13 protein-coding genes (1 of these 13 running past the window's edge) are annotated in these 18,761 nt (G+C 62.4%); 11 read left to right on the top strand and 2 right to left on the bottom strand.

Annotated features, from left to right (window positions below):
• Positions 1-129: 129 nt before the first annotated feature.
• Positions 130-2,007 (bottom strand): response regulator, encoded by a 1,878-nt coding sequence (locus ACWPMZ_RS03380; protein ID WP_455702599.1) that lies wholly within the window; start codon positions 2,005-2,007, stop codon positions 130-132.
• A complete protein-coding gene (locus ACWPMZ_RS03375) occupies positions 2,004-6,764 on the bottom strand; it encodes a HAMP domain-containing protein (RefSeq protein ID WP_455702598.1) in 4,761 nt (1,586 codons plus the stop codon). The genes ACWPMZ_RS03380 and ACWPMZ_RS03375 overlap by 4 nt, the downstream gene beginning before the upstream one ends.
• Before the next feature lie 240 nt (positions 6,765-7,004).
• On the opposite strand from ACWPMZ_RS03375, the gene ACWPMZ_RS03370 reads away from it, so the two are divergent.
• The 11 genes from ACWPMZ_RS03370 to cobA form a co-directional block, all read left to right on the top strand.
• A complete protein-coding gene (locus ACWPMZ_RS03370) occupies positions 7,005-7,376 on the top strand; it encodes a hypothetical protein (RefSeq protein ID WP_455702597.1) in 372 nt (123 codons plus the stop codon).
• A 2-nt stretch (positions 7,377-7,378) separates the two neighbouring features.
• The gene (locus tag ACWPMZ_RS03365; RefSeq protein WP_455702596.1) at positions 7,379-7,651 is read left to right on the top strand and encodes a DUF5985 family protein; all 273 of its coding nucleotides are present in this window, start codon (positions 7,379-7,381) and stop codon (positions 7,649-7,651) included.
• Positions 7,651-7,914 (top strand): DUF5985 family protein, encoded by a 264-nt coding sequence (locus ACWPMZ_RS03360; RefSeq protein ID WP_455702595.1) that lies wholly within the window; start codon positions 7,651-7,653, stop codon positions 7,912-7,914. Before ACWPMZ_RS03365 ends, ACWPMZ_RS03360 begins: the two co-directional genes overlap by 1 nt.
• 290 nt (positions 7,915-8,204) lie before the next feature.
• Positions 8,205-8,783 (top strand): ANTAR domain-containing response regulator, encoded by a 579-nt coding sequence (locus tag ACWPMZ_RS03355; protein ID WP_455702594.1) that lies wholly within the window; start codon positions 8,205-8,207, stop codon positions 8,781-8,783.
• Entirely contained in the window at positions 8,780-9,988 is a 1,209-nt protein-coding gene (locus ACWPMZ_RS03350) for an ABC transporter substrate-binding protein (protein ID WP_455702593.1), read from the top strand. Before ACWPMZ_RS03355 ends, ACWPMZ_RS03350 begins: the two co-directional genes overlap by 4 nt.
• Positions 9,989-10,194: 206 nt before the next feature.
• The gene (locus tag ACWPMZ_RS03345) at positions 10,195-11,439 is read left to right on the top strand and encodes a nitrate/nitrite transporter (protein ID WP_455702592.1); all 1,245 of its coding nucleotides are present in this window, start codon (positions 10,195-10,197) and stop codon (positions 11,437-11,439) included.
• A 98-nt stretch (positions 11,440-11,537) separates the two neighbouring features.
• On the top strand, positions 11,538-12,758 hold the full coding sequence (locus ACWPMZ_RS03340) for an alginate export family protein (RefSeq protein ID WP_455702591.1): 1,221 nt from the start codon (positions 11,538-11,540) through the stop codon (positions 12,756-12,758).
• Between the two features lie 195 nt (positions 12,759-12,953).
• Positions 12,954-15,440 carry a nitrite reductase large subunit NirB gene (gene nirB / locus ACWPMZ_RS03335; RefSeq protein ID WP_455702590.1) on the top strand — a complete coding sequence of 829 codons (2,487 nt, stop codon included), beginning with the start codon at positions 12,954-12,956 and terminating at the stop codon, positions 15,438-15,440.
• Positions 15,440-15,811 carry a nitrite reductase small subunit NirD gene (gene nirD / locus ACWPMZ_RS03330; protein ID WP_455702589.1) on the top strand — a complete coding sequence of 124 codons (372 nt, stop codon included), beginning with the start codon at positions 15,440-15,442 and terminating at the stop codon, positions 15,809-15,811. Before nirB ends, nirD begins: the two co-directional genes overlap by 1 nt.
• Positions 15,811-18,411, top strand: a complete 2,601-nt coding sequence (locus tag ACWPMZ_RS03325; protein WP_455702588.1) for a molybdopterin-dependent oxidoreductase — start codon at positions 15,811-15,813, stop codon at positions 18,409-18,411. Before nirD ends, ACWPMZ_RS03325 begins: the two co-directional genes overlap by 1 nt.
• Positions 18,404-18,761, top strand: the 5' end (the start) of a protein-coding gene (gene cobA / locus ACWPMZ_RS03320; RefSeq protein ID WP_455702587.1) for a uroporphyrinogen-III C-methyltransferase. The gene runs 428 nt beyond the window's last position; only the first 358 of its 786 coding nucleotides appear in the window; it begins with the start codon at positions 18,404-18,406; the stop codon falls past the right edge of the window. Before ACWPMZ_RS03325 ends, cobA begins: the two co-directional genes overlap by 8 nt.

Raw genomic sequence — 18,761 nt, 5'->3', positions numbered from 1 at the left:
TGGATCCGTCGTGCACGGTTAGCCGGCCAATCGCCAGCTATTGAGCGAATTTCCGACTGCTGGCTTTTGGTGGTCGAAGCGCACAGCACTCTTTGGCCAGTTGGTCAGGGTCGGAATACGCTCTACTGATTACACGGTCATGATTTCCGATATCTGCTGGAGGGTCAGCGGCTTGCGGAGGACCGGTATATTTTTGACGGTTGTCAGACGTGGATCGTCGGCATTCCCTGTCATCAGGACGCGCCGAGCCTTTGGGATGAGTTCGCCGATTTTCTGTAACGTCTTGATCCCATCAAGGCCGGGCATCGCGAAGTCACTCAGTACGAAGTCGACAAAATCCCTATCGCGTTCGATGCCCGCTATAGCCGCATTGCCGCTGGCAAAATCGCGCACGGTACCGCCAGCATCGCGTAACTGTTCGCCGAGTACGACACGGACCGCATCGTCATCGTCGACCAGAACGAACGTCTTACCCCTAATCCAGTCCAAGTCTTCGTCGGGATCGAGGGCAAGACTGACTTCGCTTGCTTCGGACCGAGTCGCGGGCAGGATAAGCTCGATCCGAGTGCCCTTGCCGACTTTGCTGTTGATTCGGATTTCCCCGCCGGACTGGTGCGCGAAGCCCGACACCATCGACAGTCCGAGGCCGGTCCCCTTGCCCACTTCCTTGGTGGTAAAGAACGGTTCGATGACCTTGGCGAGGATGTCGTCGGGTATGCCCGACCCGGTGTCCGCGACGATGATGCTCAGCATCGGCTTGTTGGGGTCGCCTGTTTTTCCCTCGGAAATCGAGACATGGATGGTGCCGCCGTCGGGCATCGCATCGCGAGCGTTGATGATGAGATTCATCACCGCCAGTTCCAGTTGGCCGCGATCGACAAACAGGTTGTGGCCTGCGTCGGCGCAGTCCCAGACGACCTCGACCTTGCCGCCGAGAGTATGTTTCACGAGCCCGGCCACCGCTTCGCACAGGCTCGTCGGGTCGACACTTGTGGGGGTCAATTCCTGCTGGCGGGCGAAGGCCATCATGCGCCGAACCAATTCGGTCCCTTGCGTTGCCGCGTGGCGCATCTGATCGACGACGAGCTGTTCACGATCGCCCAGTTTTAGTCTTCGCTCGAGGATGTTGATCCCACCGAGCATGGCGGCGAGGAGGTTGTTGAAATCGTGAGCGACCCCTCCGGTGAGTTGGCCCAACGCATCGAGCTTCCCGGCATGGACCAGCCGGGCCTCCAGTTCCTTGCGCTCGGTGATGTCGAGCATCGACCCTGCCCAACCACGTGCAGCCCCACTGCCTGTGCGCACCCGCTGGTCGAGGATATGGTGGCGCGATCCTTGGGGACTGATCCAGCGGTATTCGACCACCACGCTGTCGCTGAGGTCAGTCTCCTGCAACAAGCGCAGGCGATCATCAGGATGGACCCATTCCTGCCATTCACGATCCCCACGCAGCACCGACTCCGCTTCATCGCCGAGGAAGTGGGCAAGGTCGCCGCCGCGAAACTGGCGGACCATTTCGCCGTTGCGGTCGGTGATCTCGTAGATCGCCATGGGCAGCGCGCGCAGGATCGATGCTTGCCGCTTTTCGCTGGTTTCGAGCTGGCGCCGAGTGCGAAACAGGTCAACGAATACGGCGACCTTCGATTTAATGACCACCGGATCCACCGGTTTAAACACGTAGTCGACAGCGCCCATCTCGTAACCGCGCATCAGGTGCTCGGTTTCCTTATTCACGGCTGACAAGAAGATGATCGGTGTCCGCGCGGTCTGGTCGCGCTGGCGGATCAGCGCGGCAGTCTCGTACCCGTCGAGATCTGGCATGAAAACATCAAGAAGGATGACCGCGAATTCCTCGCGCAGCAATTGGCGCAGGGCATCACGGCCGGAGCTGGTGCAGACAACTTCGGCAATCGGCGCGAGGACTTCCGACAGGGCGAGCAGGTTGCGGTCGTCATCGTCAACGATCAGGATCTTCGCAGGGCTGTCGCTGATCACGGCTTGGTTCATGCAGCTGCCTTTTTCGCGCGGCGACCATCAGGTCGCTCGAGCGCAGCTCTCTCGAACGTCACCCGCAAGAGTGCCATCAGCACGTCGACATCGACCGGTTTGGCGACATAGTCGTCGGCGCCGGCGTCCAGACATTTTTGGCGGTCGCCGACCATGGCCTTGGCAGTTACCGCGACGAGTGGAATTTCGGCGATGCGCGGTTTGGCTCTGATGCGCCGAATCGTTTCGTACCCGTCCATTTCGGGCATCATGATGTCGACCAAGGCGACATCGATGCCGGGATGGCTTTCAAGCAGATCGATCGCTTCCTGCCCGCGCTCCGCGTGCAAGACCGCCGCACCATGTGCTTCAAGCACACTGGTCAACGAATAGATGTTGCGGATGTCGTCGTCGACGATGAGTATCTGCTTGCCGACAAGGTCGTTTGCCGGAGCGGCGGCCCTCCTGCGAGACTTGGACACACCAGCCTTGCGCGGTTTGCGCTGTGCCACGCCTTTGAATAGCTGGGTCAGTCGTTCTCGCTCGACGGGCTTTTCGATTACGTCGGTCGCGCCCAAGCTGCGCGCGTCCTCAGCCAGTTCCCCGCCAGAAATGACATAGACCGGTATCGCGGCGGTCTCGGCATCGTCACGCAGAAGGTCGAGAAGGACGAAACCGTCCATGTCGCTCAGACCCAAATCGAGCGTAATGGCGGCAGGCTTGATCTTGCGGGCGAGCGCCATCGTGCCGCTACCGGTGGGTGAAATCACACCCTTGAGGCCTTCTTCATGAACCATGTCGAGCAAGATCGATGCGAAGGTGGGGTCGTCCTCCACGATCAGGACAACGGGGTCTTTGCCAAGGTTGCCGCGGTCGTCGGTCGGTTCCGCGACGGGAAGTATTGCCGAAGCGTCACTCGCCACCGGATGCGATAGTGCTGGTGCACTGGCGGCGCGCAAGGGCAGGAACAGCGTGAACGTCGACCCTTCGCCAGGTGTCGAGCGGACCTGAAGCTCTCCGCCCAGAAGGCCGGCAATCTCACGACTTATCGACAAGCCGAGCCCGGTGCCGCCGTACTTGCGGCTGGTGGTGCCGTCGGCCTGCTGGAATGCTTCGAAAATGAGCTTCTGCTTGTCGGATGGAATGCCAATCCCGGTGTCGCTCACGGAAATTGCCAGTGCTTCAGTCACGTCACGAAGGACGGGATGAGTGGTGTTCCAGCCCGACGCGGCGATCCCGACATCGAGTTCAACCTTTCCATGCGCTGTGAACTTGAACGCATTGGACAGGAGGTTGAGTACGACCTGCTGAAGCCGCTTTTCATCCGTGTGGATCGATTGGGGCAATTCGGTCGAGAAGTTGACGTCGAAGGCCAGGCCCTTTTCCGAGGCCAACTGACGGAACGTGCGCTCCATGTGCTGTTGCAGCGCGGCAAGCGGCATGTCGCCGAGTTCGATTGAAACGGTGCCGGATTCGATCTTCGACAAGTCGAGGATGTCGTTGATGAGGTTGAGCAGATCGGTACCCGCGCCGTGGATCGTGCGCGCGAACTCGGTTTGCTTTTCGTTGAGGTTTCCCCCTTGGTTGTCGGCCAGCAGCTTTGACAGGATGAGGAGCGAATTGAGCGGCGTACGCAATTCGTGACTCATGTTGGCGAGGAATTCGCTCTTGTATTTGGAGGTCAGCGCAAGCTGCTCGGCCTTTTCCTCGACCGCGCGGCGCGCCATCTCGATCTCAAAATTCTTCGCTTCGACCTGCTTCTTCTCGTTCTCGAGCAGTTGCGCCTTTTCCTGTAGCTCCTCGTTGGTGTTGTGCAGTTCTTCCTGCTTGATCGTGAGTTCCGATTGGCGGGTCTGCAGTTCCGTGGTGAGCAGCTGCGACTCCTTGAGCAGTTCCTCGGTCCGCATGGTTGCCGCAATCGTGTTGAGCACGATGCCGACGGTTTCCATGAGCTGAGTCAGAAAACTGTGGTGGGTCTCGTTGAACTTCTCGAAGCTGGCGAGCTCGATCACCGCTTTGACCTCGTCCTCGAACAGGGCGGGCAGGATGTTGACGTGGGCCGGGCGGCCCTCGCCAAGGCCAGAACCGATGCGGATGTAATCGCCTGGCACGTTATCGAGGCGCATAGGCCGCTTGTCTGCCGCCGCCTGTCCTATCAGACCTTCCCGTAGGGAAAATCGTGGCTTCATTTTTTCCGGATCGCCAGCGCCGTAACTGGCGACAAGATCCAGCGAACCACTCGGGCCATCGGTGTCCTTGGCTACGTAGAATACGCCGTATTGTGCGTTCACGAGTGGCGCGAGCTCGCTCATGATAAGATTGGAAATCGTCGCAAGGTCGCGCTCGCCCTGCAGCATGCGGCTGAATCGAGCGAGGTTGGTCTTGAGCCAGTCCTGCTCGGCGTTTTTGAGCGTCTGGTCCTTGAGGTTTACGATCATCTCGTTGATCGTGTCCTTGAGCGACGCCATCTCGCCCGATGCCTCCACCGAGATCGAGCGCGTAAGGTCGCCCTTGGTCACGGCAGTCGCCACCTCGGCGATCGACCGGACCTGGTTGGTAAGGTTGGCCGCAAGTTGGTTCACGTTATCTGTGAGGTCGCGCCACAAACCCGCGGCACCAGGTACGCGTGCCTGCCCACCAAGGCGGCCTTCTACACCCACCTCGCGCGCCATGTTGGTTACCTGGTCGCCGAAGGTAGAAAGCGTCTCGATCATGCCGTTGATGGTCTCGGCGAGCGCAGCGATCTCGCCTTTCGCGTCGACGGTCAACTTGCGCTTTAGGTTGCCCTGCGCCACCGCGGTCACGACGTCGGCGATACCGCGCACCTGGTTGGTCAGGTTGGTCGCCATCAGGTTTACGTTGTCGGTCAGGTCCTTCCATGTACCTCCGACACCCGGCACTTCGGCCTGACCACCGAGCTTGCCCTCGGTACCGACCTCGCGCGCCACGCGGGTCACTTCGGACGCGAACGAATTCAGCTGATCCACCATCACGTTGACGGTGTTCTTGAGCTCAAGGATCTCGCCCTTCACGTCAACGGTGATCTTCTTTGACAGGTCACCGCGCGCCACGGCGGTCGTCACTTCGGCGATGTTACGGACCTGGCCGGTCAGGTTATCAGCCATCAGGTTGACGTTCTCGGTGAGATCTTTCCAGGTGCCGCCGACGCCAGGCACAGCCGCCTGTCCGCCGAGCTTGCCCTCTGTGCCGACCTCGCGCGCCACGCGGGTCACTTCGGAAGCGAACGAGTTTAGCTGGTCCACCATTGTGTTGATGGTGCCCTTCAGCTCGAGGATCTCGCCCTTCACGTCGACCGTGATCTTCTTTGACAAGTCGCCGCGCGCAACCGCAGTGGTTACCTCGGCGATGTTGCGGACTTGGCCGGTCAGGTTCGCGGCGAGTTCGTTCACATTGTTGGTCAAGTCAGCCCAAGTGCCCGCAACACCCGGCACTTCCGCCTGCCCGCCGAGCTTGCCTTCCGAGCCAACTTCGCGCGCCACGCGGGTCACTTCGGAGGCAAACGAATTGAGCTGGTCGACCATCGTGTTGATCGTGTTCTTGAGCTCTGCGATTTCGCCCTTCACATCGACGGTGATTTTCTTAGACAGGTCTCCCAGCGCCACCGCGGTGGTAACTTCGGCGATGTTGCGCACCTGGCCGGTCAGGTTTGCGGCGAGTTCGTTCACGTTGTCGGTAAGATCCTTCCACGTACCGCCGACGCCCTCCACTCGTGCCTGACCGCCCAGCCTGCCTTCGGTGCCGACTTCGCGCGCAACGCGAGTAACTTCGGACGCGAACGAGTTGAGCTGGTCGACCATGGTGTTGATCGTGTTCTTGAGCTCGGCGATTTCGCCCCGCACCTCCACGGTGATCTTTTTGGACAGGTCGCCACGTGCCACAGCGGTCGTCACTTCAGCGATGTTGCGCACCTGTCCGGTCAGGTTCGCCGCCATCAGGTTTACGTTGTCGGTCAAATCGGCCCAGGTGCCCGCGACACCGGGCACTTCGGCCTGGCCACCCAGCTTGCCCTCGGTACCCACTTCGCGCGCAACTCGCGTCACCTCGCTGGCAAAGGCGTTAAGCTGGTCGACCATCGTATTGACGGTCACTTTCAACTCGAGGATTTCGCCCTTCACGTCGACAGTGATCTTCTTTGAAAGATCGCCGCGAGCCACCGCGGTGGTGACTTCCGCAATATTGCGAACCTGACCCGTGAGGTTCTCGGCCATTAGGTTCACATTTTCGGTCAAGTCGCGCCAGGTACCGGCCACGCCCTTCACTCGTGCCTGCCCGCCGAGCTTGCCTTCGGTACCCACCTCGCGCGCCACGCGGGTCACTTCCGAGGCAAAGGAGCCGAGCTGATCGACCATGGTGTTCACGACCTTGCCGATGCGCAGGAATTCTCCCTTGAGGCCGCGGCCGTCTATCTCGACCGACATGTGCTGCGACAGATCGCCTTCGGCCACCGCGCCGATTACGCGGGCGACTTCGGTAGTGGGTTGTACCATGTCGTCGACGAGTTCGTTCATGGCGTTGAGCTTCATCTGCCAACCGCCGGCCGCGCCTTTGACCTTGGCGCGTTGAGTGATCTCACCCTCTTTGCCGACAACCTTGGCGACGCGATTGAACTCGTCGGCTATTGTCTCGTTCAGGCCCACGACCTCATTGAAAAGGACAGCGATTTCGGCATCGCGCGGATCGTTAGAGTCCAGCCCGAGACGGACAGTGAAATCGCCTTCGCGCAACCGTGTTAAAGCCGCGATGAGGTTCTTACGCAAATGCGCACAACTATCGACTTCTTGCGATGACCCCACTTCCCAATCTCCCTGGAGTGATCGGCCGCTCCATCCGGCGAGGATCCGTTGCGAACAGAATCTGTAACGGTTTCGGCAAGCAGACGACCCCAAGGGACAAATTCGTTCGCACCGAGAAAGTTCCGCACCGTAGTCATTTGCCTTTGGGGGCAGCGCGTCCTAGTCCGCGGAACTCAACAATGGCTCGGGGATCAAGGCGGCGGCATGGCAACCGACCGGGAAATCGAAGACTTTATTCGCGATTGCTTCGCGTCGATCTGGGATCTGGAATTGCTTCGAGAATTGCTCGCGGAGCCGTCGATATCGTTCGCGGCCACTGAACTTGTCGAGCGGATGCGAGCGAGCGAACTTGTGGTCATGCATGGTTCTGCGGCGCTGAACGCGGCAGGGATTGCGGTCATCGAAGACGGCAACCGCATCCGGTACCAGCCGAGCGACGAGGCGATTGGCGAGCTCGCCCGCGCTGCGTGCGAATTCTACGCGCGATTTCCAGGGCGTACACGGCGCCTAATCGTGGCGCGGCTAAACCCTGCGCTCGATGCCTTTGCCGACGCTTTTCGCTGGAGAAAGGACTGAGCATGACCTTGCCCGATCTCGTTTACTTGCTCTGCTTTCTCGCCAGCGCACTGTGCGCGATCCTGCTCGTACGTCGCTACGCAAAATCGCGGACTCCGGTGCTATTGTGGAGCGCGGTCTGTTTCGTGTTCCTGGCGCTGTCCAACCTGATCGTGGTGGTAGATCAGCTCGTCCTGACCGAGACGACATTTCGCACGCCTCGCCTGCTCCTGACCCTGATTGCTGTTGCGGTGTTGTTGTTTGGGTTCATCTGGGAAGCGGAAGGCGAACAGTAATGCTCGACCAATTTCTATCCGGCGCGATCGTCATGGGATTCGCCGTCGCCGCGCTGTTGTTTCTGTCATACTGGCGGCGCACACGGCAAAGGTTGTTTCTGATCTTCTCTGCAAGCTTCTTCCTGCTTGCGATCAATTACACATGGCTGGCGCTAACAAACATTCCTGCAGAGGAGCGGAGTCCCCTATTCTTGATTCGCTTGCTGGCCTTCAGCCTCATTATCGTTGCGATCATCCAGTCGAATACGAGGCGCGGGCTCTAATCTTCAAATTCGCAATCGCGAAATCGGAACCTGCGGCTAAATTGCATAGCTCGGTCGGATAGCAGCTATTACGCAACCAACCCGATGCTGCGAACGGCCGAAGGTTGCCGCTTAGCCGACCAGACGTATTGGGACTTTCAAGGACCGGCCGCTGTCAGGATACACACCCTTGACGCGAACGCTCAGAGCCGTTGTGCAACCCACGATCTTGCCGAAGCCGAAGATGCGGGCCATTTTTCTCCCTCGCCGCACTTGCGAATTTCCCTTGCTGCAGTGCAATATGCCTTTGCATGAAGATCGCCATCGTCGATGAAAGCGCCAGCCGGGCAACGATCATCCGTGAAGGGTTGGCAGCACTTCCCGACAGCGAGTTGTTCGTACTGACAGAGCGGCAGGGTCTCATCGCCCGCATCGAGGAAATCGGCCCCGACATCGTTCTGATTGATCTCGGCAATCCCTCGCGCGACGTGCTTGAGGAATACTTCGTCGTGAGCCGGGCGCTGGCGCGGCCGATCGCCATGTTTGTCGACGACTCCGACGAGGAGGCGATCGCAGCCTCTATCGATGCGGGGGTTTCAGCGTATGTGGTCAATGGCCTGTCCGCACAGAGGATACGGCCGCTGCTCGATCTGACGGTGCGCCGTTTCGCTGCCTTCAACCGGCTGCAAGCCGATTTGGTCGAGGCCAGGGGCAAGCTGGCCGAGCGCGAGATCGTCGACAAGGCAAAGCGTATTCTAATGCAAAAAAGGGGCGTGGGCGAGCCGGAGGCTTACGCCGAGCTGCGCCGCAAGGCGATGAGCTCGAGCCGGCGTATTGCCGAAATTGCCGAGGCGCTTGTCACGGCGCACGAGCTGTTGGAGGGATCATGACCGAGCACCTGGCAATCGGCTTTCTGCCACTGGTCGACGCGTGCCTGCCGATCCTTGCCCACGAGCATGGATTCGCCGAGGAGGAGGGGCTCGCCCTTACTTTCCAGCGCGACGTCAGCTGGGCAACAGTGCTCGACCGGTTGCTCTATGGCCATAGCGACGCCGCGCATCTTATCGCCCCGCTGGCGATTGCCACGACGCTGGGCCGCGGCCGTCCGGCGCAGCCCCTGTCGTGCCCGTTCGTGCTCGGCCTCAACGGCAACGCCATCACGATGAGCCTCGACCTGGCCGCCAAGGTGGCCGAGCCTGGAAAGCTGTCTGATCCGATCAGGCTGGGTGCGGCCCTGGCGGAAGAGGCTTGGGCAAGGAAGGCTGCCGGCAGGAAACTTCGCTTCGGCGTGGTGCATCGCCATTCGAGTCACAACTACATGCTGCGTTACTGGCTGGCCGGTTGCGGAATCAGGCCAGACGAGGACGTCGAGATCGCGACTGTGGCGCCGCCTTTCGTCGCTGACGCAATGGAATCGGGCGAAATCGACGGCGCCTGCGTCGGTGAGCCGTGGAACAGCGCGGCGGTGGCGCGCGGTGTCGGGGTCATCGTGCTCGCGACCGCGCAGATCTGGCGCCGCGGCGTGGAGAAGGTGCTCGCCCTGCGGACCCCTGTGCTGGAAGCGCGGCGCCCGGCAGTCGAGGCGCTGATCCGCGCCATGAGGAAGGCGGGGGCGCAGTTCGTCGATCCGGCCAACTGGGACGCCAACGCCGAAATTCTCTCGCGGCCGCAATACATCGGCGCCGATCGCCAGCTGATCCTCGGCGCGATTTCCGATCGGCTCGTGCTTGTGCGAGGCGCAGAGCCTGTGCCCTATCCCGACTTCATGTTCCAATACCGCGAGGCGGCCAATTTCCCGTGGGTCAGTCAGGCTGAATGGCTCTACACGCAGCTCTTGCGATGGGAACGGCTCGACTACTCACCGACAGATGCGGCAGCGGCGGCGCGGGTATTCCGGCCTGACGTTTACCGAAGTGCGCTAGCCGGAACCCTGGCTCCGTTGCCCGGGGCAAGTTCGAAGGTTGAGGGAAGCCTGGCCTTTACCACCGGTATCTCAACGCAGCAGGGATCGATGGTGTTGGAAAACAACACCTTCTTCGATGGTCGCTCGTTCGATCCGGACGACATCGAAGGCTATCTTGCCTCCTTCGATTGAGCACAACTCGTGCTGCACTGCAAAAAACGCTTTACCCGCCGCCCGCGAATCGGTTAGTCGTAGCTCACGAGGCGCTCCCACTGGAGGGAGCGGTACAGCCTCCACTAACCGAAATCATGCGTGGCAACGACGCCGCCCGATCTGGCCTTTTGGCCAAGTCGAGGCGGCTTTTTTGCGTTGTCCGCCAGCGAAGAGGTAACGCGCCTATGACCCAGCCCCTGACAGCTTCGCCAGCCGCCGGAACGGGAGCGAAGAGCTTCTGGCAAGCGGGCAACAACCCGACCCTGCTCGCGGCGTTTCTCTATTTCGACGTCTCGTTCATGGTCTGGGTCATGCTCGGGCCGCTCGCCCCGATCATCTCAGCCGAACTCGGGCTCGATCCTGCCCAAAGAGGACTGATGGTCGCGGTACCCACGCTCGCCGGGGCGCTGCTGAGGCTGGTGAACGGGGTGCTGGTCGACAGCATCGGTCCCAAGCTGACCGGCTCGCTCAACCAGGTCATCGTCATGGCTGGCCTGCTATCTGGCTGGTGGTTCAGGGTCGACAGCTTCGAGGGCACAATTGCGCTGGGAGTGGTTCTTGGCTTCGCCGGGGCAAGCTTCGCGGTTGCGCTGCCCCTCGCCAGCCGCTGGTATCCGGCGGAGCACCAGGGCAAGGCGATGGGCCTTGCCGGAATGGGCAACTCGGGCACGGTTTTCGCCGCGCTGTTTGCGCCAGTCCTCGCCAAGATATTCGGATGGAACGCGGTCCTCGGACTCGCCGTTATTCCGCTCGCCGCGGTATTCGTTGCCTACCAGATCCTTGCCAAGGACAGCCCCGACCAGCCCGCGTCCAAGTCGATCTCGGCCTATGCCGATGTGCTCAAGGTCGAAGACGCCTGGTGGTTCATGCTGTTCTACGGCGTCACATTCGGCGGCTTCGTCGGCCTGTCGAGCTCTCTGTCGATCTGGTTCACAGACAACTTCGCGTTAAGTCCGGTAATTGCCGGTTACTGCACGGCCGCCTGTGTCTTCATTGGCTCGCTGGTCCGCCCGATCGGCGGCGCACTGGCCGACAGGTTCGGCGGCACGCGCACGCTGACCGTGGTCTACCTCGTCGCCGCAGTCGTACTCGCGGCCATCAGCATGGGCCCGGCCGCCCTGCCGATAGCACTCGCGCTTTTCATCGTCGTGATGGGCACGCTGGGTATCGGCAATGGCGCGGTCTTCCAGCTGGTACCGCAGCGCTTCCGAAGCGAGATCGGGGTGATGACCGGGCTGGTGGGCTTTGCCGGTGGGGTTGGCGGGTTCTATCTCGCGTCCTCGCTCGGCTTTGCTCAGAAGTACACCGGTAGCTCGTCAGCGGGGTTCCTGATCTTCTCTGGGCTCGCGGTAGTCGCCTTGCTCGGGCTCAACGTGGTCAAGGGGCGCTGGCGCTCGACTTGGGCCGGGGATAGCGGCGCTCGTATCTGATTGAACGGGGAAGCGCGCCAGCCGCGCTTCCCCAACGTCGCCGCAATAGCGGGGCGCGGAGGATGTCCGGGGGTTCATCGCACAACCGGAGGACACCCATGAGAATAGGTCGTTTCGCTGTCGCGTGGTTCGCTATGCCCGCGGCGTTCGCCGTCAGTCCTGCCCTTGCCAACGACAGCGACCCGGTCGCGATCGGCGAGGAGGTGACGCTCGACCACACCCTCAATGCCCGGCTGCGGCACGAGGCGGTCGAACAGGCCAACCTGCCGGACGACGCCGAGGCCTGGACGCTGCGCCTGCGCCTCGGCAGCGAGATCAAGGTTTCGGGCCTCTCGTTCCTCGGTGAGGCCGAGATGACCCGGGCCTTCGCGAGCGACTACAATGACACGCTTCCAGGCAACGGCGTCGAGCCGTTCCCTGTCGTCGCCGACCCGGATAATATCGAACTCAACCGCCTGCAGGTGTCGTACTTAAAGGATGGCACCGGCGTGACGCTCGGCCGCCAGCGCATCGTGCTCGACAACGCACGCTTCGTCGGCAACGTCGGCTGGCGGCAGAACGAACAGACTTTCGACGCCGTGCGCGGCCAGGCGACGTTCGGCGCGGTGGCGCTCGACGCGACCTATTCGATCTCGCAGCGCACGGTGTTCGGTGTCGACAGCCCGAACGAGCATTTCGACGGCGACCTGATCCTGCTGAACGGCGGGATCGACGGGTCGGTAATCGACGCCAAAGCCTTTGCTTACCTGATAGATTACGACACGCGCCCGGCCTTTTCGAGCCAGACCTACGGCGTGCTTGCGACGGCCGCGTTCGACCTGCCTGCGATCGGCAAGTTGAATGCGTTGGCGAGCTATGCCCGGCAGAGCGATTACGGGGAGAACCCCGTTTCCTACGATGCAGAGTATCTAAACGCCCAGTTCGGCCTCGGCCTGTTCGGTTTCACGCTGGCCGCCGGCTACGAAGAACTCGGCAGCGACCGGGGGGTGGCCGCATTCCAGACGCCGCTCGCCACGCTGCACGCGTTCAACGGTTGGGCCGACCTGTTCCTTACCACCCCGGCTAACGGACTGCGTGATTATTACGCCACTGTCGGCCGTTCGATCCGGGTGCCATTCCTGCCCGGCCTCAAAGCGGACGTGACATACCACGAATTCGACAGCGATTTCGGCGGCCTTGACTACGGCACCGAGTGGGACGCCTCGCTTGGTCTGAAGCTCGGGCGGGTGACGCTTTTGGCGAAATATGCCGATTACGAGGCAGATGGCTTCGCGGTCGATACGGAGAAATTCTGGCTCCAGGCCGAATTCGGGTTCTAAGGTCCATGCTGCACTGCAATATTGCTTGCATCATCACGCCCGAATCGGTTACCAAGCGGCAAGCGCAAGGGCCCGTCCAATGGCGGACGAGCAAGGCCCGACCCGCCCTGACAGCATTCCAGCGTGGCAATGGCGCCGCCAGTCTTTCGACTTGGCGGCTTTTTTGCGTGCGCGTTCCGAAAGGGTCGTGACGACGTGAACGCACCGACAAGCTTCAAGCAAGCCAAGGCTCTGCCTAACAAACTGGTCGTGATCGGCAACGGCATGGCCGGCTGCCGCGCGGTCGAGGAGCTACTCGCGCGCGATCCGGCGCGCTACTCGATCACGATCTTCGGCGCTGAGCCGCGAGTTAATTACAACCGGATCATGCTCTCCCCGGTCTTGGCGGGCGAGAAGAGCTTCGACGAGATCGTCCTCAACACCGCCGAATGGTACGCCGAGGCCGGCATCGAACTGGTCGCCGGCGACCCCGTCGACCACATCGATCGCGAGCGGCGGACGGTGGTCGCCCGTTCGGGCCGCGTCGAGCCGTACGATCGGCTGCTGATTGCCACCGGTTCGGACCCGTTCATCATCCCGGTGCCGGGACGCGACCTGCCCGGCGTCGTGACCTTTCGCGACCTCGACGATGTCGACAAGATGCTCGCCGCTGCGGCCGGCGGGGGCGAGGCGGTGGTGATCGGCGGGGGCCTTCTCGGGCTGGAGGCAGCGCATGGCCTCTCGCTTCGAGGCATGAAGGTAACCGTCGTTCACCTCATGCCGACGCTGATGGAGCGCCAGCTCGACGAAGCGGCCGGATGGCTGCTCAAGAGCGAGCTCGAGCGGCGGGGGCAGACGATCCTTACCGGCGCTGATACGCAGGAGATCGTCGAGAAGGACGGCCATGTCGGGGGCGTCCGGCTCAAGGACGGGACCGAAATTCCCGCTGACATTGTCGTCATGGCGGTCGGCATCCGGCCATCGGTGATGCTGGCCAAAGCCGCGGGACTCGAGTGCGAGCGCGGGATCGTGGTCGACGACCACATGGTGACCTCGGATCCCTCAATCGTCGCTGTCGGTGAATGCGTCCAGCATCGCGGCGAATGCTACGGGCTGGTAGCTCCGTTGTGGGATATGTGCAGGTCGCTGGCCGACCACTTGGTCAACGCCCCGACGGGCTACACCGGTTCCGTCACGTCGACCAAGCTGAAGGTTTCGGGGATTGATGTGTTTTCTGCCGGCGACTTTACTGGCGGCGACGATGCCGAGGACATCGTCATGCGCGACGCTGCGCGCGGGATTTACAAGCGGCTGGTCATTCGCGGCGACAAGCTCGTCGGTGCGGTGCTCTACGGCGATACCTCCGACGGCTCGTGGTATTTCGACCTCTTGCGAAAGGAGGAGGACGTCGCCGAATTCCGCGACGGGCTGATCTTCGGCCAGGCATTCGCCCTCGGGGGAGACGCTTTCGCGGACCCTAACGCCGCCGTTGCAGCACTTTCGGACGACGCAGAGATCTGCGGCTGCAACGGCGTGTCCAAGGGCAAGGTGGTAGCGACCGTCCAGGCCGGGGCCTGCAGCCTCGATGCGGTTCGTTCGCAGTGCAAGGCCAGCGCCAGCTGCGGCAGTTGCACCGGACTGGTCGAGAGCCTGCTCGCGCTAACCCTCGGCGACGACGTCCAGGCGGGGGTGAAGACGCTCTGTAAGTGCACCAGCTTCGGCCACGACGACGTGCGCCGCCTGATCCTCGAGAAGGAGTTGCGCGCAATCCCGCAGGTTATGCAGGAGCTGCACTGGACCACCCCGGACGGCTGTGCGTCTTGCCGTCCCGCGCTCAACTACTACCTGCTGTGCGCTTGGCCCGGCGAGTACCAGGACGATCAGAAAAGTCGCTTCGTCAACGAGCGGCTCCACGCCAATATTCAGAAGGACGGCACCTATTCGGTCGTGCCGCGGATGTGGGGCGGACTGACCAACCCGCGCGAGCTTCGCGCCATTGCCGACGTGGTTGAGAAATACGACGCGCCGATGGTCAAGGTAACCGGCGGGCAGCGGCTCGACATCTTCGGGATCAAGAAGGAGGACCTCCCCGCGGTCTGGGCCGATCTCAATGCCGCTGGGATGGTCTCCGGCCATGCTTACGGCAAGAGCCTTCGCACGGTAAAAACCTGCGTAGGTAGCGAATGGTGCCGCTTCGGCACGCAGGATTCGACGGGGCTCGGCGTCAAGATCGAGCGGATGACCTGGGGCAGCTGGATGCCGCACAAGTTCAAGATCGCCGTCAGCGGTTGCCCACGAAATTGCGCCGAGGCGACTATCAAGGACTTCGGCGTGATCTGCGTCGACAGCGGCTACGAGCTGCACGTCGGGGGCAACGGCGGGATCAAGGTCCGCGTCACCGACCTGCTGTGCAAAGTCGCCACCGAGGAAGAGGCGATGGAGCACTGCGTCGCCTTCATCCAGCTCTACCGCGAGGATGCGTGGTACCTCGAACGCACCGCGCGGTGGGTCGAGCGCAAGGGACTCGACTGGCTGAAAGCGCAGCTGTTCGGAGATCCCGATGCGGTGCGGCGTCTGGCCGCGCGGTTCCGCCACTCGCAGGCTTTCATGCAAGACGATCCCTGGGCTCAGCGCGTGGCAGGCGATCGGGCAGACCTGCACCGCCACATCGGAACCGTCCGACCGGCGCCGGAGTACGTGTGATGAGGGAAGCCAAATGGCTCGACATCGGCCCGATCACCCAGATCGAGCCTGGCATGGCGGCGACGCTTCCAGTCGAAGGAAGTGACGAGATCGCCGTTTTCCATACCATGCGCGGTGAGTTTTACGCGCTGGTCAACAAGTGCCCGCACAAGGCCGGGCCGCTCAGCCAGGGCATCGTCCACGGCGACAGCGTCACCTGCCCGCTGCACAACTGGCGCATCTCGCTGCGCAGCGGACAAGCGCTGGGCGATGACCCGGATGAACGGGGAGCGTGCGTTCCGACTATCCCCCTCAAGATCGATGCCGGGCGCATCTACCTCCTGCGCGAGGCGGTCGTGCCCCAGCCCGCGCAGAGGCCGAAGGCGGCCTAATGGCGGCGGTACGCACGACCTGCGCCTACTGCGGCGTCGGCTGCGGCATTTCCGCGACCGTAATACACGAGCGGTCGGTCGCGATCGCCGGTGATCCGGAGCACCCGGCCAACCGCGGTCGGCTTTGCTCGAAGGGCACTCATTTGGGCGAGACACTTGGGCTCGAAGGACGGCTCCTTCATCCGGAAGTTGAGGGCAAGCGGGCAAGCTGGGACGAGGCGATCCGCCACGTCGCGCGCAAGTTCTCCGACACGATTCGCCGCCACGGGCCTGACAGCGTGGCGTTCTACGTTTCGGGTCAGCTGCTTACCGAAGACTATTACGTCGCCAACAAGCTGATGAAGGGCTTCATCGGCAGCGGCAATATCGACACCAACTCGCGCCTGTGCATGTCGAGCGCAGTTGCCGGGAATATGCGGGCGTTCGGCGAGGACGTTGTCCCGGCAGCCTACGACGACTTGGAGGCGGCCGACCTCATAGTCCTTGTCGGCTCGAACACCGCTTGGTGTCACCCTGTCGTCTATCAGCGGATCATGGCCGCCAGAGCGGAACGCGGCACGAAGGTGGTGGTCATCGACCCGCGCCGGACCGAGACCTGCGACGAGGCCGACATACACCTCGCACTGCGCCCGGGGAGCGACGTGGCGCTAATGAACGGCCTGCTGGCGCATTGCCGCGAGGCAGGGGCGCTCGATAAAGCGTTCCTCGACGAACACGTTCATACGCCCGCGGGCCTTTGGGACGCGCTTGCCGAGGGCACCGACCTCTGGACCACGGCCGCGACTTGCGACCTCCCACCAGCCGATTTGCGCGCCTTCTATGAACTTTTCGCGCGTACTCCGCGCACGATCACGCTGTTCAGCCAAGGGATCAACCAGTCGATCCGCGGCACCGACCAGGTCAATGCCATTCTCAACGTCCATCTCGCGACCGGGCGCATTGGCAAGCCCGGTGCGGCGCCGTTCTCGATCACGGGACAGCCCAACGCAATGGGCGGGCGTGAAGTCGGCGGACTTGCGACCACACTCGCCGCGCATCGAGGCTTCACGCCGGACGACATCGCCGAGATTAAGCGTTTCTGGGCCGCGCCGCGAATGGCCGAGAAGCCTGGCCTGAAGGCCGTTGATCTGTTCCGCTCGATCGGCGAGGGGCGCGTCAAGGCTCTCTGGATCATGGCGACCAATCCGGCGGTCTCATTGCCCGATGCGTCGCGAGTGCGCGAGGCTCTTGCCGCATGCCCCTTCGTTGTCGTCTCCGACTGCATTGCAGAGACCGACACCTCACGTATTGCGCACGTCAAGTTGCCCGCACTTGGCTGGGGCGAGAAGGACGGCACGGTCACCAATTCCGAGCGCACGATCAGCCGCCAGCGCGCACTACTGCCGCCGCCCGCCGAGGCCAAGCCCGACTGGTGGATCGTGACCCAAGTTGCCCGTGCAATGGGCTGGCGCGACGCCTTCTGCTATGACCGCCCGGCTGACATCTATCGCGAGCACGCCCGGCTATCGGCCTACCGTAATGAGGGAAAGCGCCTGTTCGACATCGGCAGCCATGCGGCGTTGAGCAACGCACAGTACGATGCGCTGCAGCCGGTGCGCTGGGGCGGCCAACCGTTTGCCGACGGCCGCTTTCCCACGCCTGATGGCAAGGCCCGGCTGGTTCCGGTGGCGCAGCGGGAAATGAGCTCGGCGTTGGCCAAATGGCCGATGACCCTCAACACGGGGCGGTACCGCGATCACTGGCACACGATGACCCGCACCGGCCTTTCGCCGAAGCTGTCACAACATTGTCGGGAGCCGATGGCCGAGCTCCACCCGCTGGACGCCGGGATGCATGGCATTGAAGAGCGCGATTTAATCCGCGTAATCACGCCGCAAGGCGAAAGCGTTTTTCGCGCTCAGGTCAGTAGTGGCCAACGCCGGGGTGAAGTTTTTGTGCCGATCCACTGGACCGACAGTCATTCGAACGGCGGACGCACTGGCCTGCTGCCGCAGCCATTGGTCGATCCACACTCCGGCCAGCCCGGCTTCAAGGCGACCCCCGCACGCGTCGAGAAGCTGGCGGTAGAATGGCGCGGCTTCTTGATTTCGCGTGAGGTGCCCCGGCGCATTCCCGCAGCCTACTTCGCCAAGGTCCGCGTCGGACAGGGGTGGCTTGTCGAGCTGGCCGGAACGCGCAATCCGGCCGATCTGGCCAACCTCCTGCTGCCCACAGGCAAGCGGGTGGAAATCCTGGATAAGTCGCGCGGCGGAATGCGTATCGCGGTGCTGGAGGAGGGTCGGCTGAGCGCTGCTTTATACGTAACTCGCAGCGGGAAACTGCCCGACCGCGAGTGGCTGATCAACCAGCTCACTGCAGCGCAATGTTCATCCGTCGAATTGCTCGCGGGCCGCTCGGCGGCTGCGCAACCGGACCTCGGTTCGATCATCTGCGCTTGCTTCAACGTAGGAATGAACACGATCCTTCAGGCTATCGCCAGCGAACGCCTGTTGAGTGTTGAAGCTGTCGGCGAAGCGCTGAGCGCGGGCTCCAACTGCGGCTCTTGCAGGCCAGCGATTCAACGCCTGCTAGGCGCCCCCGGGGAAGCGGCAAATGGCTGAGAGTTTCGAAAGAGGCACGGTATGGCTGGTCGGTGCGGGTCCCGGCAATCCCGACTTGCTCACTCGCAAAGCCGAGCGCCTCATACTCGAGGCAAGCATCATCTTTTACGACGCGCTTGTCGGATCGGGTGTGCTTGGACTGGCTCCGCGAAGCGCGCGCCTCGTCCCAGTCGGCAAGCGTTCGGGGCGGCATTCCAAAACTCAGCCCACGATCGACCGCATGATCGTTGACGCCGCGCTGGCAGGAGAAAGGGTCGTCCGGCTCAAGGGCGGAGATCCGACTATTTTCGGCCGAGCAGGCGAGGAACTCGCCGCCTGCCGCGCAGCCGGTGTGCCGGTGCAGATCTGTC

The sequence above is a fragment of the Tsuneonella sp. HG222 genome, from assembly GCF_053819185.1.
Note: the sequence above shows the minus strand (reverse complement) of the source record. Positions and strands in the feature narration are given on the sequence as shown.